The sequence below is a fragment of the Pontibacter locisalis genome (assembly GCF_042684605.1).
Lineage (GTDB): Bacteria > Bacteroidota > Bacteroidia > Cytophagales > Hymenobacteraceae > Pontibacter > Pontibacter locisalis.
Genome location: NZ_JBHULU010000001.1, coordinates 55,873 through 77,112 on the forward strand (window position 1 = coordinate 55,873; position 21,240 = coordinate 77,112).

General features: G+C 43.0%; 18 protein-coding genes. 10 read left to right on the forward strand and 8 right to left on the reverse strand.

Annotated features, from left to right (window positions below; all coding sequences use genetic code 11):
* Positions 1-142 precede the first annotated feature (142 nt).
* Positions 143-397, reverse strand: a complete 255-nt coding sequence (locus ACFSRY_RS00295) for a hypothetical protein (protein ID WP_377502084.1) — start codon at positions 395-397, stop codon at positions 143-145.
* 241 nt (positions 398-638) lie between these two features.
* On the opposite strand from ACFSRY_RS00295, the gene ACFSRY_RS00300 reads away from it, so the two are divergent.
* The 4 genes from ACFSRY_RS00300 (at position 639) to msrB (ending at position 4,087) form a co-directional block, all read left to right on the forward strand.
* Positions 639-1,073: a hypothetical protein gene (locus ACFSRY_RS00300; RefSeq protein ID WP_377502087.1), complete on the forward strand. Its 435-nt coding sequence runs from the start codon at positions 639-641 to the stop codon at positions 1,071-1,073.
* Between the two features lie 349 nt (positions 1,074-1,422).
* Positions 1,423-1,875, forward strand: a complete 453-nt coding sequence (locus tag ACFSRY_RS00305; protein ID WP_377502090.1) for a cold-shock protein — start codon at positions 1,423-1,425, stop codon at positions 1,873-1,875.
* Positions 1,876-1,961: 86 nt separating this feature from the next.
* Positions 1,962-3,524, forward strand: a complete 1,563-nt coding sequence (locus ACFSRY_RS00310) for a protein adenylyltransferase SelO (protein WP_377502093.1) — start codon at positions 1,962-1,964, stop codon at positions 3,522-3,524.
* Between the two features lie 113 nt (positions 3,525-3,637).
* On the forward strand, positions 3,638-4,087 hold the full coding sequence (gene msrB / locus ACFSRY_RS00315) for a peptide-methionine (R)-S-oxide reductase MsrB (RefSeq protein ID WP_377502096.1): 450 nt from the start codon (positions 3,638-3,640) through the stop codon (positions 4,085-4,087).
* Between the two features lie 59 nt (positions 4,088-4,146).
* Here the strand turns inward: msrB and ACFSRY_RS00320 are convergent, their stop codons facing one another.
* Both ACFSRY_RS00320 and ACFSRY_RS00325 read right to left on the reverse strand, forming a co-directional pair.
* Positions 4,147-4,839, reverse strand: coding sequence for a hypothetical protein (locus ACFSRY_RS00320; RefSeq protein ID WP_377502099.1), 693 nt, complete (start codon positions 4,837-4,839; stop codon positions 4,147-4,149).
* Positions 4,840-5,020: 181 nt separating this feature from the next.
* A complete protein-coding gene (locus tag ACFSRY_RS00325) occupies positions 5,021-7,441 on the reverse strand; it encodes an ABC transporter permease (RefSeq protein WP_377502102.1) in 2,421 nt (806 codons plus the stop codon).
* A 346-nt stretch (positions 7,442-7,787) separates the two neighbouring features.
* Here ACFSRY_RS00325 and ACFSRY_RS00330 point away from each other — a divergent pair, with 346 nt between their 5' ends.
* The 3 genes from ACFSRY_RS00330 to ACFSRY_RS00340 all read left to right on the forward strand — a co-directional run bounded on the left by ACFSRY_RS00330 (position 7,788) and on the right by ACFSRY_RS00340 (position 13,103).
* On the forward strand, positions 7,788-9,146 hold the full coding sequence (locus tag ACFSRY_RS00330) for a sigma-54-dependent transcriptional regulator (RefSeq protein WP_377502105.1): 1,359 nt from the start codon (positions 7,788-7,790) through the stop codon (positions 9,144-9,146).
* Complete coding sequence (locus ACFSRY_RS00335; protein ID WP_377502108.1) at positions 9,136-10,485, forward strand: sensor histidine kinase; 1,350 nt, start codon at positions 9,136-9,138, stop codon at positions 10,483-10,485. The genes ACFSRY_RS00330 and ACFSRY_RS00335 overlap by 11 nt, the downstream gene beginning before the upstream one ends.
* 143 nt (positions 10,486-10,628) lie before the next feature.
* Positions 10,629-13,103, forward strand: a complete 2,475-nt coding sequence (locus tag ACFSRY_RS00340) for an ATP-binding protein (RefSeq protein WP_377502111.1) — start codon at positions 10,629-10,631, stop codon at positions 13,101-13,103.
* 72 nt (positions 13,104-13,175) lie between these two features.
* Here the strand turns inward: ACFSRY_RS00340 and ACFSRY_RS00345 are convergent, their stop codons facing one another.
* The 4 genes from ACFSRY_RS00345 to msrA all read right to left on the reverse strand — a co-directional run bounded on the left by ACFSRY_RS00345 (position 13,176) and on the right by msrA (position 16,812).
* A complete protein-coding gene (locus tag ACFSRY_RS00345) occupies positions 13,176-13,589 on the reverse strand; it encodes a VOC family protein (protein WP_377502114.1) in 414 nt (137 codons plus the stop codon).
* Position 13,590: 1 nt separating this feature from the next.
* Positions 13,591-14,520: a 2-hydroxyacid dehydrogenase gene (locus tag ACFSRY_RS00350; RefSeq protein ID WP_377502117.1), complete on the reverse strand. Its 930-nt coding sequence runs from the start codon at positions 14,518-14,520 to the stop codon at positions 13,591-13,593.
* A 25-nt stretch (positions 14,521-14,545) separates the two neighbouring features.
* Entirely contained in the window at positions 14,546-16,189 is a 1,644-nt protein-coding gene (locus ACFSRY_RS00355) for an ABC-F family ATP-binding cassette domain-containing protein (protein ID WP_377502120.1), read from the reverse strand.
* A gap of 86 nt (positions 16,190-16,275) precedes the next feature.
* On the reverse strand, positions 16,276-16,812 hold the full coding sequence (msrA, locus tag ACFSRY_RS00360; RefSeq protein ID WP_377502123.1) for a peptide-methionine (S)-S-oxide reductase MsrA: 537 nt from the start codon (positions 16,810-16,812) through the stop codon (positions 16,276-16,278).
* Positions 16,813-16,998: 186 nt separating this feature from the next.
* Here msrA and ACFSRY_RS00365 point away from each other — a divergent pair, with 186 nt between their 5' ends.
* The 3 genes from ACFSRY_RS00365 (at position 16,999) to ACFSRY_RS00375 (ending at position 19,888) form a co-directional block, all read left to right on the forward strand.
* Positions 16,999-17,589 carry a pseudouridine synthase gene (locus ACFSRY_RS00365; RefSeq protein WP_377502126.1) on the forward strand — a complete coding sequence of 197 codons (591 nt, stop codon included), beginning with the start codon at positions 16,999-17,001 and terminating at the stop codon, positions 17,587-17,589.
* A 122-nt stretch (positions 17,590-17,711) separates the two neighbouring features.
* Entirely contained in the window at positions 17,712-19,265 is a 1,554-nt protein-coding gene (locus ACFSRY_RS00370; protein WP_377502129.1) for a M20/M25/M40 family metallo-hydrolase, read from the forward strand.
* Positions 19,266-19,432: 167 nt separating this feature from the next.
* Positions 19,433-19,888, forward strand: coding sequence for a DUF2267 domain-containing protein (locus ACFSRY_RS00375; RefSeq protein ID WP_377502132.1), 456 nt, complete (start codon positions 19,433-19,435; stop codon positions 19,886-19,888).
* 115 nt (positions 19,889-20,003) lie between these two features.
* Here ACFSRY_RS00375 and ACFSRY_RS00380 read toward each other — a convergent pair whose 3' ends face one another.
* On the reverse strand, positions 20,004-21,221 hold the full coding sequence (locus ACFSRY_RS00380; RefSeq protein WP_377502135.1) for a CapA family protein: 1,218 nt from the start codon (positions 21,219-21,221) through the stop codon (positions 20,004-20,006).
* Positions 21,222-21,240 lie beyond the last annotated feature (19 nt).

The window sequence follows — 21,240 nt, forward strand, 5'->3', positions numbered from 1 at the left end:
AAAAGCCCAATAAATGGGCTTGGCACTTTAGAAGAAACCTAACTGGCAAACTCCCGTAATGGTTAATACTCTACAGAATGAATTTCTTTTCGGACTTCAGAAAGCGAGAAGTTATTGCCGGTACTATAGGAAAGACTTTCCCTTAAGACTGCTGTCCCTGTGAAAGTTCACCCTGGTTAGTATTATTCTCTTCCAGGCCCATTTGGCTTCCTTGTCTGTAAAGGTACAGCCCATACATCAGAAGTCCGGCGGCGGCGGCAAAAACCACATAGCTTTTATGCTGTTCCGAAAGTTCGTCCCAGAAATCCATGCCATACTTTTGTGGATTTTTAATCACTTCTGAAATCTCTGAAGGGTTATCAATCAGGTTGTCGATAGTCTTGTAATTCGTCTTCATAAGTTTTTACATGTTTTAGTTTTAGTACGGTGTTAAACGATATTGGATATTCTTGATGGCAGGAATCCTTATTTTGCCTGTAGTCTTTACTGTATTTGCTATTACCTGCCGAAATAAAAAGGAGAGGGTAATTAATCTTTAAGGTGCTCTTCCTTCCGGATTTGGCATGTGGCTTTAACTTATACTTCCTATCTTCGCAGATATTTCCCAATTGCGACACAAAAGGTCATTTTTGATATCTATGAAATTAACAGGAAACCTGCTCCGTATTAAAAATAAGAGAGATGATGATAACCATGATATCACTCTTGAAATAGATAAGGTAGAGTACATTACCTACAAGAAAGATGGCCGGTTTTATCAACCATTTGACTTTGTAGATGAACTGGAAGCTCCAATTTTGATCACCGGAGACAGGTTAGCCCGCATAACCGGGAAACACCTGCAAGAAGGAGAACACGAGTTTCAAGTATATGACGAAGTTGAGGGTGGCTTTGAGTTAAACGAAAATAAAAAACTTACGGCAACAACTGAATATGATTTTGATGCTGACCTAACCATTCTGACTTCCGTAGAGTACACTTTGATAGTATCGAACGAGGAGTTTAAGCAGATTAAAAAGGACAGAAGCGAAGAAAAGAAAGCGAATAGAAGTAGAGGCAAAAAGAACAAGTAATAACGCCTCCAGCTGTATTATTACAGGAAATCGCTTATATTTGCACAATACCCGCTAAAGAAGCAATTACAACTCTATCTTTCAGCCTGAATCAAAAGCCCCTGAATTACCCAGGGGCATAATTATTCCTTTATAAGCTACATCAGCAATTCATTATTAATAAAAATGAGGCTGACACCACCTTGTGAAGTATTATAATTACTTTACCAGGCTCTTATTTGAATTGTTACTGCACCAGTGGCGTTAAGAATAAGAGCCGAACAGAAAGCTTAACTACACCTTTCTGCTTTTCAGGCAAATACTGCTGTACAGTTGTAAAGCAGGAGTTTAAACTAAAACATAAAAATTTATGGGCAGATCACAGGAAACATTCAGCAAAAAAGAAAAAGAAAAGAAGAAATTAAGAAAAAGAAAGGATAAAGAGGAGAAGCGAGAAGAGCGCAAAGCAAACGCGAACAAAGGTCAGGGCCTGGAAGCCATGATCGCTTATGTAGATGAAGACGGAAACTTCACCTCTACCCCCCCTGATCCAAAGCAAAAGAAAGTAATCATTCAGGAAGATATACAAATAGGTGTTCCTAAACGTGAGGACGTGGAGCCGGAGGTTGTAAGAACCGGTATCGTAGCTTTCTTCAACGAATCTAAGGGCTATGGCTTTATCAAAGATCAGGAAACACAGGAAAGCATTTTTGTGCATGTGAATGGTCTGGTTGATGCCATCAAGGAAAATAACAAAGTTACCTTCGAAATAGAAGTAACACCTAAAGGTCCTAATGCTGTTAAAGTAAAAAAAGCCGTATAGCTTTTTTTACTTTAAACTTATTCCTGTTTTTAAGTCCCGATTAGTTTTGCCCATAAGCATTCATTATTGTTTTTATACTGAAACTTATGCAGAGCCTAAGCTCAAAAGAGTACAAGAAAGAATTTGTTGAAACCTTTGAAGGTGATGACACGGGGAACCTGACTCCACGTCAGACACCAGGGGTTTTATATAGCAAAGCTATACCCACACCTGTTGAACAGCCAACACTCCTGGCATGGTCGGAGGAATTGGCAAAAGAGCTAGGAATAGAAAAGCCTAAGGACCAAAAGAACGTTGACATACTTGGCGGAAATTTCGTCACAGATACGATGCATCCTTATGCTGCCTGCTATGCCGGGCACCAATTTGGCAACTGGGCCGGCCAGCTCGGCGACGGACGTGCCATTACACTGGGTGAATGGGAAAATCCAGACGGTAAGACCTTTGAGCTGCAGTTAAAGGGTGCAGGCCCTACCCCCTACTCCCGTAGAGCAGACGGCAGAGCTGTGCTTCGTTCCTCTGTGCGGGAGTATCTAATGAGCGAAGCGATGCACTACCTTGGTGTTCCTACCACAAGAGCATTAAGCCTTGTAGCAACAGGAGAGCCAGTGCTGCGGGATATGTTTTATAACGGAAATGCTGCTTACGAACCCGGAGCTATTGTGATGCGGGTAGCACCCAGCTTTTTGCGCTTTGGTAATTTTGAAATACTAAATGCCCGCAAAGAAGTAGATAACCTGCGTAAACTTACAGACTGGACTATTACCCGCTATTTCCCACACATCAAGGGAGAAAACAAAGTATTGACTTGGTTTAAAGATTTAGTAGACCGCACAGCTAAGCTAATGGTGGAATGGATGCGTGTGGGCTTTGTGCATGGTGTGATGAATACAGATAATATGTCTGTACTTGGACTAACCATAGATTATGGCCCTTACTCATTTGTAGATAATTATGATCCGGATTTTACGCCTAACACCACAGACCTTCCAGGCAAACGCTATGCCTTCGGAAAACAACCTTCTGTAGCTTATTGGAACTTAGGATGCCTTGCCGGAGCGCTTTTACCTCTTCTACCGGAAAAGAAAGATGAGCTGGTAGCAATACTGGAAAGCTACAAGGATGTGTACTGGCAGAACTACTATGCCATGATGGGCAGGAAACTAGGTCTTGACCAGGTGGCAGAGCAGGATATGGAACTGATCAGGCACTTCGAGAAAACGCTCGCAGCCGTACAACCTGACATGACCATGTTCTTTCAACTTCTCATTAACTTGCCGCTTCAGCTTGGTAGTGCTGATGATGTAACAAAATACTTTGAAAAAAGCTTTTATCATGAGCTGACAGAAGAGGAAAGTACAGCCCTTTTTGTCCTGATCAGAGCTTATCTGAACCGCCTCAATACTAACACCATTAAGCGATCCGCATCACAGGAAATGATGCAAGCAGCTAACCCACGCTTTGTTCTCCGGAACTACCTGCTCCATCAGGCGATTGAAGAACTGGAACAAGGAAAGGATCAGCTGTTTCTGAAATTACAGGAAGCCATCAAAGCTCCTTACTCTGATAAATTTGATGAGTTCTTCCAGACCAGACCAGAATGGGCAAACAAGAAAGCCGGCTGCTCCATGCTTTCCTGCAGTTCTTAAGGAAAAGAATAAATCCCAGTTAAGCCAGGAACAGGAAAGCTTCAAATTAAAGGGACCAGCAACAACATGTGCTTGAACAGCTTACGCAGTAGGTTTAATTCCTGAAAAGAGTAATGCGCTGGATTGATATATTCAAATACGCCAAGTACAGTAATCCCGAACCACCCCGAAAAGTTGAAAAGACAGAGGAAGAGTGGCGCCAGGAGCTAACTCCGGCACAGTTTGAGATTACAAGAAAAAAAGGAACAGAGCCACCTTATCGCAACGCCTACTGCCGATCCTATGAACCGGGGGTATATGCTTGCATAGGCTGTAGCGAGTTACTTTTTGATTCAAGAGAAAAGTACCACGCAATTTCTGGCTGGCCCAGCTTTAAGAAAGCCATCAGCAAGAGTGCAGTCAAGTATGCCTTTGACGACAGCCATAACATGAACAGGATAGAAGTCTTGTGTAATGTGTGTGACAGTCACCTGGGGCATGTATTCAATGATGGCCCGGAGCCGTTTGGGGTCAGGTACTGTATAAATTCCGAAAGTCTGACAAAACTGGAAAAAGAGGACTGAACCTATAAAAGGAGCCGCTAATTCTTAGCGGCTCCTTTTATAGGTATGGACTTATCTGTTTACCATCCACGGTTGCGATTAAAACGGTCCCGTTCATTATTGAACCTGTTATCATATCGCTCATTTTCTTGCCTGCTTCGCCAGCCTTCATCAATGTAGCCGCGATTACTGTAGTCAATCCTGTTCTGGCTCATGTTCTGACGGTTGTAGCGCTCTCGGTCGTAACCAGCGTCTTGCTGGCCTGAGTTTCTGTACCGCCCGCCCTGGTAACTGTCATCATAGTGTCCTTGGTTTGGATAACCCCTGTTCCTGTCATCGTGAATATATCCTCCATCGCTGCTACGCCCAAAGCTGTTGCTCAAACGGTGGTTGCGGGTATCATAATGGTTGGAATCTCCATATGCATTGTACTGCCTGCTCTCATCGCGGCTCCTGTCATGCTGGGTAAAGCGTGGCCCTTTATTACCAGATAAGCCATAGTTCGAGTGGCCGTATGATGAGCCGCCCCCTTGCCTGCTTCCTCCTTCCCCATAACGGGTGCCCCTGCTCATGTCACCGTAAGCATGTGCGGCATTCGAATTCCGACTCCTCCTTGGTTCGTCGTTTTCTTCACTTCCGCGATTCATCCCAAACCCTCTATCAGGTGTGTATCGTGAAAGGCTGTTCCGGTTACCTGTTAAAGGGTTTCCGTGTTCGTCAAAATCAGCATAATGGTTCTTGTTGATAGGATTATAATCAAAGTTGTTATTCATAGCTTTCTGTTTTTTGGTACATCCTTATTAACGTAGCAAAACTGCTCATGTTTATGTCTGCTCTGGCAGCTTGGAGTAGTTACTATAGGCTTACCCTAAAACCAAAGCCGCCCGGCCTGTACAAAGCGTGCTGTTTCAGCACCTGCACAAACCGGGCGGCAAAGGAAAAAATGCCTGTTATTTATTCGAACCTGAGGTTGGTAACCGGGTTAGCTGTGGCGGCTTTTAAAGCCTGATAGCTAATTGTCAGGAAGGCGACAACTGCAGCAATGAGAGCCGCTACTAAAAACACCCACACAGGCATATCGATACGATAGGCAAAATTCTGTAACCATAACCCCATTGCATACCAGGCCAGAGGAAAAGCTATGAGGGCTGCAACAAGAACGAGGATCAGAAAATCTTTGGAAAGCAGCGTTACAATAGAAGATGTTTCAGCTCCCAGTACTTTCCGGATTCCTATTTCCTTTTTACGACGCTCAGCTGAGTAGGCAGCCAAACCAAATAAACCAAGGCAGGCAACAAAAATAGCGATCAGGGTAAAGATTGATAAAAGGGATTTAAGCTTATCTTCCGCCTTGTACATCTTTTGGAAATTATCATCCATGAAGATGTACTCTATCGGGTAATCGGGAGAAAACTTATCCCAGACTCCCTTTACATAATTTATAGTTCCTGCTAAGTTTTCAGTATCCATTTTAACAGCTACCTTCCAGTATGCACCCGGATAAATCTGAAGAACCGTAGGATCCATTTTATCATATAAGCTCTTAAAATGGAAATCTTTCACAACACCTATAATTTTCCCCTCTTTGAGCGAATCAGGAGCATCCCATCTTGGCCATAACAAAGACTGACCAATTGCTTTCTCAGGGCTACCATACCCCAATTCTCTAACAGCAGTCTCATTTATCATAAAAGCATGATCAGCGTCTGTCTTGTAGTCTTTTGAGAAAGGTCTTCCTGCTACAACTTTCACATCCAATGTATTGATATAGTCAAAGTCTACCATCAGCATAGCTGTAGATTGTCTTATCTTTTCGCCATCTTTTGGAACAATGACTCCATCCCCAGCAGTGGCATCGCCCGGGAAACCATAACCAATGGAAACGTCTTTAATGCCCTTCCCTTTCAGCAGCTCACTTTTAAAAGTTTCATAGTTCCCAAACATGTTATCGCCCCGCATCTGGAAAAACATGATCTGCTCCTTATTAAAGCCCAGATCTTTGTTGTGCAGGTAAGCTACCTGCTTGAAAACAACCGCTGCACAAATAATCAGGAATATTGACAGTGCGAACTGAACTACAATCAGACCTTGCCGGAGCCACTGAATTCTTCCAAACTTGGTGTCGACAACCACGGCACTTTTTAACACTTTAACAGGTTTGAAACCAGACAAGACCAAAGCTGGATAGAAACCTGCCAGAATACCCACTACAAGCGTTAGCGCTAATAGCAGGAGCACATAAGAAGGATTCGTGAAAATATTAAAAACCATTTCCTTACCTGTAAAGCTATTCAGGGCTGGCAAAAGCAGAGAGGTTAGTGCTGTTGCGAAAATAATACTTATCAGGGTCAGCAAAACCGTCTCACTCAAGAATTGAACTACTAACTGGCTGCGGCTTGCCCCCACTGCTTTTCTTACTCCTACTTCCTTAGCCCGCTGTAAGGACTTAGCAGTTGCCAAGTTCACAAAATTAAAGCAGGCAATAAGTAAGATAAAAATAGCTATGATACCGAGTGCTTTTACATAGGTTATGTTGCCCTTTATAGATTGATCATGTTTGAAGCCAGCAGAATAGAGATACACCTCGTTCAGGGGCTGCAGGAAAGGGAGGTATTTGAAAGGTTCGTTCCGGGCCTCATCAATTTGTTTTGCCACAATGCCCCGGAGCTTGGCTTCCGCTGCATTTGCATTTGCTCCTTCTTTCAATTTAACATAAGTATAAAACTGCTGCCATCCCCAGTTCTTCATACGTTCGGCTGGTATTTCAGCGGCTGCCAAAGGAAGAACAAAGTTTACTGGTAAATGAAATCTTTCCTCCGTACTGAATACTCCCCTTACAATAAAAGGCTGTTTATTAACCGTTAACTCTTTACCAACCGGATCAATGTCTCCAAACACTCTCTCAGCAAATGCATCGGAGATAACGATAGAAGATGGATCCACAAGTGCTTTTTCAGGGGAACCATACTTAAAAGGGAGTTGAAACACATTAAAAAACTCGGGATCAGAATAGAAGCGTCCTTTTTCGTAGATGCTCTTCTCTCCGACTTCCACCAAATTATTTGCATCAAATTGCTGCATCAGGATGCGAACAACTGTCTCCACTTCCGGAACACTTTCCTCCAGAGTAGTTCCGAACATAGGAGGAACAGCCGCTAAGACAGTGCCGGCTTCCTGAGCTGAGATGTCATTGTAAACCCGGTAAACCCTGTCCCCTTCCGGAAGGAATTTATCATACTGCAGTTCATCATAAATAAATAACCCAATTAGTAAACAGGCCGTGAGTCCCAGGGTTAATCCAGCAATATTGATCAGGGTAAAGGCTTTGTGCCTGAACAGGTTGCGGTAAGCAGTTTTTAGGTAGTTTCTGAACATAGTTTTAAGTAATTTATCAGACGTTGAATTTCCTATCTATGAGAGAAGAAAATGAAAACAACCCGGTTTGTCTGCACCATTAACTTGGTAAACGTTTCACAGAAGTGAAAACCTAGCAGGAACAATTTCTTCACAACTTTAAGTAAACAGATGAAGTGCCAATTATCCAAATGCTTAAAAATAAGGTTGTTATACATTAACTGCATTTTATTTGCGTGCATTTTCGTGCGCTAACTGTGCGGATTCGCACGCCCTTCAGGCAATAGTTTTCTAGTTCCTCCACATTATCAAGCTGTTGTAATAATGGCATAATAATAGTTTCTTTAGGTAGTGTAAATTTGTCTTTATGCAGTTAAAAAATGCCTCCATACTTGTTGTTGATGACGACACCGATGTTTTAACCGCGGTTCGGTTGTTGCTGCGGCCACAGGTGAAGGAAGTTGTAACGGAGAAAGATCCGGAGCATATTCCTTCCCTGCTAAAGCGTCATGCATTCGATGTAATCATGCTTGACATGAACTTCAAGAGCGCTTTGAACACTGGCAATGAGGGCATTTATTGGCTCCGAAAAATCAAAGAATCAGGAACGGACGCTTCTGTGATTATGATCACCGCTTACGGTGATATTGATCTGGCCATAAAATCTTTAAAAGAAGGAGCTTTTGATTTTGTAGTAAAGCCATGGCACAATGAAAAGCTGCTTACTATTCTATCAGATGCTGTTGGCAAAAAGGGTAAGGGTTCTAAAGCTGAAAGTAATAACAGGCCCGCTGGTCTGGCGGATGTAGCGTTACTGGGTGAGTCGGAGGCGATGCAGGATATATTCCTGAAAATAAAAAAAGTAGCTCCAACTGATGCCAATATTTTAATTCTGGGAGAAAATGGAACAGGAAAAGAACTTGTGGCCAAAGCTCTTCACCAGTACTCCCTCCGGGCAAACAAACCTTTTGTAAAGGTTGATGTAGGTGCTTTAACTGAATCTCTCTTTGAAAGCGAACTGTTCGGACATAAGAAAGGAGCGTTTACAGATGCCCGTGAAGATCGTGCAGGCAGATTTGAAACAGCGAATGGCGGCACCGTCTTTTTAGATGAAATAGGTAACATCACCCTACAACAACAGTCAAAGCTGCTAAGTGTGCTGCAAAACAGGCAAGTGATCCGGCTTGGATCAAATGAGCCGGTCAATATTGACGTACGACTTCTTTGTGCTACAAACGTACCTCTTGCTGAACTAGCTAATGAAGCGAGATTTCGTAAAGACCTGATCTATCGTATCAATACCGTTGAAATCCTGATACCGCCACTTCGTAAAAGAGGGAATGATATTATTTTGCTTGCGAAGCATTTTACCGGTGTGTACGCTAATAAGTACATGAAGCCTGTACCTGAACTGGGCAAGTCAGCTCTAGACAAGCTCATGCACTACCACTTTCCGGGTAATGTACGGGAATTGCAATATGCTATTGAAAGGGCCGTAATTATGGCTGATAATGAAGTTTTGGAAAGTCAGGATATCATCTTCTCCCCCATTGAAGCCGCACCCATCGAAACTTCACTGACCGAGGAAAGCAACCTGGAGGAGTTGGAAAAGATCACCATTAACCGGGTGCTGCAAAAGCATGACGGTAACTTAACAAGAGCAGCAAAAGAGTTGGGTATTACCCGGACAGCGCTGTACAGGCGTTTAGGAAAGTATGGTCTTTAAGAGCTTTGACACGAAACTGGTGCTTCGGGTAATATTTCTATTTATTACTCTAAGCATGCCAGCTGTTCTTATTATCTATGGCTGGTCTGAAGCACTTGTGTTCTTGTTACCCGTAATAATCTACCAGGTAGTAGACCTGACTCGGTTTCTAAGAACAGCTCAAAACGAGCTTTCCCAGTTTATTGAGTCTGTGCATTACAGGGATTTTTCCAGATACTACAATGAGCAATATCCCAGTGCTCAGTTGAAGTTGCTCCGCAAAGGGTTCAACGAAATAAATACTACGCTAAAAAGTATAAACAGGGAGAAAGAAAGCCAGCACCTACACCTCCAAAAGATTATGGAGCTTGTGGAAACAGGTATTCTGTCTTATGATACAGATAGCGGAGAAATTGTATTGATGAATGAGTCTTTGAAAAAGCTGCTGCACGTACCTTTCATGAAAACCATTCATTACCTGGAAAAAAGAGACCCGGAGCTATACCTGGCCGTGAAGGAATTAGAGCCTGGCCGTTCAAAAATTGCGACTGCCAATACTGCTCATTTTGAGAAAACTGCTTTTAAAGTTCTCTTATCTGCTACAGCATTTCGCAGCGAAGGCCACACCTATAAACTGATTGCGTTTCAAAATATCAATGAGGCGCTGGATGAGACTGAGTCAAAAGCATGGCAGAAACTACTGAACGTGATGACACACGAGATCATGAACTCTGTGGCACCAATTGCCTCACTGGCAGACACTCTTAAAAACCGCCTTCACGAAACTGCAGCTACTGGTCCTTCGGCACATGATCTGGAAGATTTTGAGGTAGGTGTAAGTACCATCAAAAGCCGAAGTTTAGGTCTGTTGCGTTTTGCGGAAGTTTACCGGAACCTGAATAAAATCACCAGGCTCAATCTGGTTGATGTGTCGGTAAAGGAAGTGTTTCGGAACCTGAAGAACCTGATGCAACCTTCCCTGGCTCAAAAGAACATCAGGCTGGAAATGGAGATGGATGATCCGGGCATGCATCTTCTTGCAGATAAAAATCTACTGGACCAGGTCTTGATAAACCTCATTATGAATGCCATTGAGGCAGTAAAGTACCAATCTGATCCATGTATAACTTTGTCAGCCTACAACTCTCAGGAGGGGAAAACTATAATAAAAGTTGCAGATAACGGCATGGGGATGTCACGGGAGGTACAGGAGAAAATCTTCATTCCCTTTTTTAGTACCAAGAAAAATGGAACCGGCATTGGCCTGAGCTTGTGCAAACAAATCATTCTTCTACATCAGGGTTCTATTCAGATACAATCTGCAGAAGGAGAAGGTACAGCATTTATCCTGAAATTTTAATCTGGTGCAGTTTAGTAGCACGAAATTTTAACTTTTTTAACATTCCTGCAACCTCCACATCATTCACGCACTTTAACTGTATCAACTTGGAGTTGCTATATAAAAATCTCTATATTTAGTGGAATGTTATAGATTCTGCTTTTATGAAACTATCTGGCGATGCTCTTCTTGATGCCCTGTTTGATAATCCAGGTATTGGCATAGCTTTAATAAGCAAAAACGGTTGCCTTAAAAGATGCAATCCTTCGCTTTATCGAATGCTCGGCTATAATCCTTTGGAGCTACAACATGCTAAACTGGAAGATATCCTTTTAAAGGATGATTTCGCTAATTACAGCAGCCGGTTAGAAAGTATCATGGCTGGAAAGGAAGACAGCAGTGAGGTAGAAAAAAGAGTAGTTAGAAAAGACGGGCAGGTCTTATGGGTACAGTTCAAAACCTCTCTTGTTCATACCACCGAAGGAGAACCTCTAGCTGTAGCTTTTATGAAGGAGATGGCAACACAGCCGATCTCCAGGAGCCATAAACTGCAGCGTCTGCTCATTAAACTAGCTACTCAACTTGTGAATATTCCGTTGGAGCAGTTGAACGACACAATGCATAGAGTGCTAAGCGAAGTAGGATCTTTTGCAGATGTAGATAGAGCTTATGTTTTTAAGTACGACTTCGAAGCACAGACATTCAGTAATATCCATGAGTGGTGTGCGCCTGGTATTTCCCCTGAAATTGAGACGATGCAGCAACTGCCCATCGAGATCATTAGTGACATAGCAAGAGCTCATCAGGCAGGCGTCAGCTTCCATATCCCCAGAGTAAGTGAACTCCCTCAACACAGCGATCTGTATAAGCTGCTTGCACCTCAGCAGATAAAGACACTAATTACTGTTCCCATGTTCACAGATGGAAGATGCCTTGGCTTTATAGGCTTTGACTCGGTTGCAAGGATAAGAGAGTGGAAGGAAGATGAAATTGGATTACTTACTATCCTGGCTGAATTACTTACTAATGCTGAAAACCGTCGTTTGAGCGAACTGGCACTTCAGGAAAATGTGGAGCGGTTCAAGGGTTTGTTTGATCTGTCGCCTGTTGGTATTGTTTTGAATGACTTTGAAACGGGTAGGTTTGTCGAAGCAAATCAGGCTTTTCTACTTAATACCGGCTATACATTAGATGAACTTCAGCATATGATACTGGAGGACCTGGAGTGTTCCTCCCGCCTGTTTCCTGATTCTTTTACTGCTGATGGTACTTTTGGCCCCGATGAAAAAGAGATTTTTAACCGAGATGGCAGTTACCGGCAAGTGCTGCAAAGCGGCATGCAGTTCTATGATAAGGATGGGCGAAGAATGCTGTGGTCTATACTACAGGACATATCAGAGATAAAAGCCTATCACCTGCAGTTAGAAACAGCGCTGGCATTAAACACGAAAACAAACGAGAAGCTGAAAATCGCCATAGATAATGCTGAGCAGGCAAATAAAGCGAAGGAAAATTTCCTGGCAAACATGAGTCACGAGATCCGAACTCCGATGAATGGCATTATGGGTATTTCTAAGTTGCTTAGTAAAACTTGTTTAACACCTCAACAGCAAAACTACCTTAGCACAATTCGCCATTCTGCTAAAAACCTGCTCGTTATTATTAACGATATTCTGGACCTGGCTAAGATCAAATCAGGGAAGCTAGAGTTTGAGCAAATACCTTTTGATATACAGGAGTCATTAAAAACCACTTACAGAACCCTAAGCTACAAAGCAGAAGAAAAAGGAATTGATTTTAAAATCCATCCTTTAGCCATAGACAATCCTGTTATAGTTGGAGACCCTTACCGCTTAAATCAGATCTTACTCAACCTTACATCTAATGCCATTAAATTTACCGCAAAAGGAAGCGTTACTGTTACCAGTGAGATAACAAGGGAAACAGTTGATTCCATTACACTCTCATTTACTGTAGCTGATACAGGTATAGGTATTGCGGAGGATAAACTTGAAAAGATCTTTGAAGGATTTACGCAGGCTTATTCCAGTACAACCAGAAAGCATGGCGGTACCGGCCTTGGCCTTAGTATTAGCAAACATCTGGTTGAATTACAGAATGGAACACTGGGGGTAAAAAGTGAAGCAGGGAAGGGAAGTAAATTTTATTTTGAGTTGAGCTTTTCTAAAATGCACAGCTATACTGAACCCAAACAAGTTGAAGGAGATATGGACTTTAGCCTTTTAAATAAGAGAAGAGTACTTTTGGCAGAAGACAATGAAATCAATTCTTTCGTAGCTAAAACAGTTATGGAGGGATGGGGATTAGTTGTTGATACCGCTTTTAATGGCTTGGAGGCAGTCGGACTCGCAAAAGAAAATCAATATGATGTTATCCTGATGGATATCCAGATGCCTGAGCTAAGCGGCTTAGATGCTACACAACAGATCCGGTTATTGGAGGATGACAGAAAAGCCAGAACACCAATCATCGCACTTACGGCGAATGCTATTAAAGGGGATGACAAGAAATATTTACAGGCCGGTATGGACGACTATGTTTCTAAGCCTTTTGAAGAGGAAGTGCTGTTTCATAAAATCATCAGACTTGTCAATAAAGTATGTGAAGGCGTAAACTAGTTTATAACAAATAAAAGAGCCCCCACCTGTATAGCTTTCACAGGTGCGGGGCTCTTTCATTTGTTAGCTATACTAAGAAGCAAACACCTCCTCTTCATTCCTGAATGCTTTGAACTCAAGAGGGTTACCGCTTGGGTCAAGAAAAAACATTGTCTGCTGCTCTCCGGGCTTTCCCTCATAGCGGGTATAAGGCTTCACAACAAATTTAATGTCGTGCGCTGTCAGCCTTTCCTGTAGGCTACTGAACTCCTCCTTCTTTAGGATGCATCCAAAATGAGGCACTGGCACACTGATTCCATCTACTTGACCGCAGTAGTCCAACTCCGGAATATTTGCACTGACATGTGCCGAGAGTTGGTTCCCGAAGAAGTCAAAGTCTATCCAATGTTCTGTGCTTCTCCCCTCTTTGCAGCCGAGTATTTCCACATAAAATTTTCTGGTTGACTCGATGTCCTTTACTTTAAATGCGTAATGAAATGCGTTCATGTTAATATCCTTTTTGGCGTGAGACAACATTTAATAACGTTTTATTATTTCTGGCTCTGTCGTAGTTTTCCAGGATAAGCGGAACAACAGAGAGAGGATCCGTAACACTGGCAATGTGCGGAGTGACATTGATTTTAGAATGAGACCAGAACGGGTGCTCCTTTGGAAGCGGTTCCTCTCTGAATACATCTAAACTTGCACCTGATAAATAACCCGAATCAATCATCTCAATCAGGTCGTCCTCTACCAGATGGCCGCCTCTGGCGACATTTATTATAAAAGCATTCTGAGGCAGCTTCTTGAAGTTCTCCTTATTCAGAATGTTCTCGGTCTCTTTTGTTAAAGGTAGTAAGCAAACCAGTATGTCAGACTGTGAAAGAAATGAGTCAAGGGTATTTTTGCCGGCAAACACTTTTACGCCCTCTATGTTTTTCTCACTGCTTGCCCACCCATTTACCTGAAAGCCCATTTTGAACAACCGACTTGCCACATGTGCTCCAAGCACACCAACACCCATTACCCCTACCCTTACATCTGAAATGCGCAGGTATGACTTAGGTTTCCATTCCTGTGATGCTTCCCGGACCTTATAGAAAGAAAGGCCACGCAGATGGTTCATGATAAGCGCGATGGTAAAGTCTGCCATGTCCCGGGTAAGGTGCTCGTCTGTTACCCGTGTCACCTGAGCTGATTCCGGTAATTCGGGATCTTTTAAAACATGATCCACACCAGCACCCATTGAAGAAATACACTTCAGGTTAGGGTATTCCTTAAACACACCCATAGGGTGATTCCAGACCAAGGCGAATTCTACTTCATCTTTGTTTGAGTCGTCCGGGTAAACCCTTAAGTCCAGATCAGGTCTTTCCTCCTTAAGAGCTTTAACCCAAGGAGTAACATCTCTCCATGGGTTAATAAGTATCATTGCCATAAATTAAGTTTGTTTCTACTGTTGCTTACTTAGCAGCAGTTCTTTCTATTTCGCGCAGGTTTTCCAGCTTCTTGTTTCTCAGGAAGCCGTTTATATCTTCAAAGTGCTCCTTCACACGCTTATTTCCAAATTCGAAAACCTTCGTAGCCAGGCCATCTAAAAAGTCCCTGTCATGCGACACAAGTATGATTGTGCCATCAAAGCTTTTAAGAGCATCTTTAAGGATATCTTTTGTTTTGATATCCAGGTGGTTGGTAGGTTCATCAAGGATAAGGAGATTAACCGGCTGCAAAAGCAGCTTGATCATGGCCAGGCGCGTTTTCTCCCCTCCTGAAAGCACCTTCACTTTCTTTTCTACCGTATCGCCGCCGAACATGAAGGCTCCCAGAATATCCTTTATCTTTGTGCGAACATCTCCTACTGCTATCAGGTCTATGGTTTGGAAAACAGTCAGATCTTCGTCCAGCAGGGAGGCCTGGTTCTGAGCAAAATACCCGATCATGGAGTTATGGCCAAGTTGCAGTTTTCCATCGAAATCCAGTTCACCCATAATGGCCTTCACCATAGTTGATTTACCTTCACCGTTCTTACCCACAAAAGCCACTTTTTCCCCACGTTCGATTGTAAGAGATGCATCCTGAAAAACGGTATAGTCACCGTATTTCTTCGTTAGTTGCTCAACAATGACAGGGTAGTTTCCTGAACGCGGTGCCGGAGGGAATTTCAGGTTCAAGGCAGAAGTATCTACTTCATCCACTTCGATGATCTCCATTTTCTCCAGCATCTTCACCCGCGACTGTACCTGGAGGGTTTTAGAGTAAGTACCTTTAAAACGATCGATGAAGGTCTGGATTTCAGCTATCTCCTTTTGCTGGTCTTCATATTGGCGCTGTTGCTGCTCACGCCTCTCCTGGCGAAGCTGCAGGTAATGGCTATAGTTTACTTTATAATCATAGATGCGTCCCATTGTCACCTCAATGGTGCGATTGGTGATGTTATCTACGAAGGTTTTGTCGTGTGAAATTACGATCACAGACTTTGCATTATTCACCAGAAAATCTTCCAGCCATTGGATGGACTCAATATCCAGGTGATTTGTAGGCTCATCAAGTAGAATCAGGTCGGGCTTTTGTAACAGAATCTTTGCCAGTTCAATACGCATACGCCATCCACCACTGAATTCACTTGTAGGTCTTGTAAAGTCTGAACGTAAGAACCCAAGTCCCTTCAGAGTCTTCTCAACCTCAGCATCGAAGTTGATATCTTCAATAGAATAGTACTTCTCGCCTAACTCCGATACCTGCTCAATCAGCTTATAATAATCATCAGAATCGTAATCAGTACGAGTCTCCAACTGCGCATTTAAATCATCCATTTGCGCTTTCATGTCAAGCACCTTCGCAAAAGCTTTTGAAGCCTCCTCGAAAACAGTGCAATTATCCTCTGTAAGTAAATGCTGTGGCAAATAGGCAATTACAGCATCCTTCGGCGCTGATATTTTACCCCGTGTAGGTTTATTTACTCCCGCAATTACTTTTAGCAGGGTAGATTTTCCCGCACCGTTCTTACCCATGAGGGCAATGCGGTCGTTCTCGTTAATATTAAAAGCTATGTTACTGAAAAGTGCCGAGCCATTAAACTCGACCGTTACGCCGTCTACTGAGATCATGATTATCTGATAAAGCTGCAAAGATAATACATAATCTCCCTGATTTCCTGAGATTTTAAGTTAGAAGTTAGCCAGAGAGAAACAGCCTACTGTGCTGATCTCAACTTATCCGCAAACTCCTTTTTAAATTTGTCAAGTTTAGGCCGGATTACAAAGCTGCAATATGGCTCATGCCCATGCGTGTTAAAGTAATTCTGATGATAGTTCTCAGCGGGATAAAACTCCGGCAGAGGCTCAATCAACGTTACAATAGGATCTTGGAATATGCCGGAAGCATCCAGCTCCTGTTTATATTTCTCTGCAACTTGCCTTTGCTCATCATTGTGGTAGAAGATAACGGAGCGGTATTGTGTACCCACATCATTACCCTGGCGGTTTAAGGTTGTGGGATCATGTGTCTTAAAAAAGACTTCTAATAGATCTGCATAAGAAATTTTGCTCGGGTCATAGGTAATCTGCAACACTTCCGCGTGGCCTGTATTACCCGAGCATACTTGTTTGTAAGTAGGATTATCTACGTGCCCACCTGCATAGCCTGACACAACCGTCTCAACCCCTTCTAAATTTTGAAATACCGCCTCTGTACACCAGAAGCACCCGTTGCCAAATGTAGCTTTTTCCATACTTTTTCTATTATCTGCTTTTAGTCCAGCTATAAGAACTCTTTTTACCTTTCTATGTTTACGAAAACATAAAATATTGTTAATTATAATCTGACAGCACATGAGTGTAACTGCAGCCTGTTGCAGACCCAATACCTATGTTAAACTTAATCGTATTTTTGCAGCTAAGTTAGCAGTATAAAAAAGATGAGCCAGCACAGACATTTTATCATACATAAGCCCTACGGTTACCTCAGCCAATTTGTGTGCGATCAGAAAAAGAAAAAGCTGTTGGGCGAGCTATATGAGTTTCCTGAAGGCACAATGGCCATAGGTCGCCTGGATGAAGACAGTGAGGGTTTGCTACTGTTAACGACCGACGGCAAAATGAGTGAATACGTGCGCAGTAGTGATGTTGAGAAAGAGTACTTTGCACAGGTTGACGGAATCATACATGAAGAGGCGATTGAAAAACTAAAAAGTGGTGTAGAAATAAGTGTAGAGGGTGTAAAATACTTCACCAAACCTTGTAAGGCACGAAGAATTAATCCTGCTCCCCCATTTCCGGAACGAAGCAGAAAAATCAGAGACGACAGGCACGGACCAACAAGTTGGGTTTCAATTACTTTAACAGAGGGAAAATTCAGACAAGTAAGAAAAATGACAGCCGCAGCAGGCTTTCCAACGCTGAGGCTTATTCGGGTACGGATTGGAGCTATTCAATTAAATAACTTTCCATCAGGAGAAGTAAAAGAGTTAGAGGATTTAGAAAAATGCCTGCATGAAAGTTTTGTATAAAACATTATCTTGAGCTGATTTTTAAACCTTTGTTTCAGAGAAGCATCTAAGCTTTTAGTAACCTAATCTGTAACCAATCAATTCACTATAATTTTCACCTTTACCACCCAAAAAGCATTCTAATGATAAGAACTATTCGCCCTTTATTCTTTCTGATGCTGTTATGCAGCAGCCTGACTTATGCCCAGGTGAAGGATCCGGTTGTTGAAAAAATTGTAAAAGAAGCAACAGAAAATTCGCACCTGGAGAAGTTAGCCCATGAATTAGTAGACGTGGTAGGTCCACGTTTAGTAGGCACACCCGAGATGAAAAATGCCCATGACTGGGCTGTAAACAAATATGAGAGCTGGGGAATACCTGCCCACAATGAGAAATGGGGAGAATGGCGAGGCTGGCAAAGAGGTATCACCCACGTGGACATGGTACACCCCAGGGTAAGATCTTTGGAGGCAATGCAGTTAGCATGGAGTCCGGCCACTCCGAAGAAAGGAGTTACGGCAGAACTTGTGATCCTTCCTGAAGTTGCGGATTCTATGGCATTTCAGAAATGGCTGCCAAATGTAAAAGGCAAGATAGTAATGGTTTCCATGCATCAGCCTACTGGCAGACCTGACTATAACTGGGAGAAGCATGCCACCAAAGAGTCTTTTGAAAAGATGAAAAAAGAGCGTGACGCTCAAACAAAGGCATGGCGTGAACGGATCAGCAAAACCGGGTATAGCACCCGCACGCTTCCGCAGGCGCTTGAAAAAGCAGGTGCTGCAGGCGTACTAATATCTAACTGGTCCGGAGGTTTTGGTGTAAATAAAATTTTCAGTGCCTCCACTAAAAAGATACCTACCATTGATATGTCGCTGGAAGATTATGGTATGCTGTACAGAATGGTAGAACACGGTGATAAGCCTAAAATCAGTATAAAGACAGAGGCGAAAGAATTAGGGAAGGTACCAACATTCAACACAATCGCAGAGATCAAAGGCACAGAGAAGCCCGAGGAGTACATTATCCTTTCTGCTCACTTCGACTCCTGGGATGGTGCCACAGGAGCAACGGACAATGGTACAGGTACCATCATGATGATGGAAGCGATGCGAATCCTTAAGAAGATGTACCCGAACCCAAAGAGAACGATCATTGCAGGGCACTGGGGTAGTGAAGAACAGGGCCTGAATGGTTCCCGCTCATTTGTTGAAGATCATCCGGAAATCGTAAAGAACATACAGGCCGTTTTCAACCAGGATAATGGTACAGGTAGAGTAGTAAATATCTCCGGACAAGGTTTCCTGAACTCTTACGATTACCTGGGTCGTTGGCTCCGTGCAGTTCCAAGAGAAATTACCTCAGAAATTGAAACAACGTTCCCTGGCACACCTGGTGGCGGCGGATCAGATTATGCTTCTTTCGTTGCAGCAGGTGCTCCTGCCTTTTCCCTTAGCTCCCTGAGCTGGGATTATGGAACGTACACCTGGCACACAAACAGAGACACATATGATAAAATAGTATTTGATGATGTGCGTAGCAACGTTATTCTGGCTGCAATCCTTACTTACATGGCCAGCGAAGATCCGGAAACTGCATCACGTGAGAAGATCGTTCTACCGGTAAATTCAAGAACAGGTGAACAAATGACCTGGCCTGCGCCAAGAAAGCCAACCAGAGTTGGCGGACAAGATTAATATAAAAAAGGCCCTAGCAGTAGGGCCTTTTTTATGTAATACAACCTAGTCAATCTAGTACCCGACAAACCAGAAGCTTTAGCCACTGCTGAACCTGTATAAATAGCGATCGTTATAAAATTAGGTGCCTCATTTATTTTTATCAAACAAACTTAAAAGGTATTGCCATGGACAATTTTAACAAATTTGCACAGGAGGCAAATGAATATTTAAATGAATTAGCTGCTGATTTAGGCCACCCGGAAGATCAAGGGCAAACGTATATCCTGCTTAGAGCCGTACTGCACACGTTGCGTGATCGCATACACATTAGTGAATCCCTCCATATAATGTCACAGTTGCCTTTGTTCCTGAAAGGTGTATTTGCAGAACATTGGGAGTATCGGGAGCAGCCCTTGCAATTCGAAACTCTGGAGGAATTTAAAAAAGCTGTTGAGGAGGATCAGGCAAGACACGGTGAACGGCAGTTTGATTGGAAACAACCTACTGATGAGCTAGTGAAAATGGTTCTCACCTCCCTGGGCACCCGCTATTTAACCGAAGGACAGTTGGAGCACATAGCAACGCAAATGCCAAAAGAAGTGCAAAGCGTTTTCCCGGTAAACGCCAACAAATCCCGTTAAACTTGAACAGAAGATAAAAAAGCTTAGAGAAGCCGGAGCACTTTCATTTTATAGAAATATGCCAAGTGGTTACTTCTTCCTGAAGCTACCCTAAATGTAGTAGAAGGGTGTTTTATTACCAGGCCAACGAAAGTGTTCCGTCTTCTTCAAGTTTAACCTTCGTACCAAATTTCTGGCTTTCCCTGTTCAGAGTTTTTGCAAGCCACCTGGTATCTTCATCGGAGGCATAGTTTAGCCGAAATTTACTAATCTGCATAGGTACCATTTTCATAGCTTTCAGCTTACCCGTGCCAGCGTCAAGTACCGGAAAATACATCAAGCTTAAGTCATCTCTGAACATCTCATGACCACTAATGCCTTCATAATCATTGATGAAGTCCCCTGCCCCGTAAATAATTAGTTTATCGTTATAAACTTCAATACCCAGCGGATGATGGGAGGAATGTCCATGTACAACGTCCACCCCCGCCTGCTCTATCAGTTGCCGGGCAAATTCACGACGATGCGGAGGTATATCATACCCCCAGTTACTCCCCCAATGAACAGAGAATACCACCACATCCCCTTCTCTCTTCACCCGCTTAACCTGGTCCCTGATCATGCTGATGGTTTCCTTGCTAAGGTCTGGAAGCAGGTTTACACCCGACCTATTTGAGGTAGCAGCCCATGCTTCGGGAATGCCGCTCGTTTCAGAGCCGTATGCAAAGACAATAACATTACCTCTTTTGGTTTTGAGTATACTGGGCTTTCTGGCTTCATTTAAGTTTTCTCCTGCTCCGGCATAAGAGATGCCGGCATTGTGTAAGACATTCATTGTCTCCATCAACCCAGGGCGTTGCCAGTCCAAAACATGGTTATTTGCCAAAGAGCTGAAGTTGATTCCGGCTGCTGTCAATACTTTTACATTATCCGGATGCATCCGGTACTGTATCATCTTCTCTGGCCAGTGTTCATCATGCGTAGTTATACTTGTCTCCAGGTTTATGATCTTAAGATCAGGTGCAGCTTCCTCCCATACTTTAAGTGCATCTCCCCAGATGTAATCATAGGAGACTTGTCTTGGGATATCTCCGCTTTTTCTCTCTGCAATACTGATGTAGTCGCGGGCATCTTTTACATAGGGTTCATAGATGCGGGGTGCAACTGAATTTGGAAGTATTTGATCAACACCTCTCCCGATCATCACATCCCCGCTCAGAAATAAACTGATCTCCTTTGCCTGAGGTAATGAGTTAGCTGGATCAGCAGATTTGACTGCAAACCTGACCGAATCCTTGTAAAAAGGTAGAAAAACAGAAGCTATAACCAATAGAATCGACTTCCATGTCACCATACATCAATATTCTCTAGTT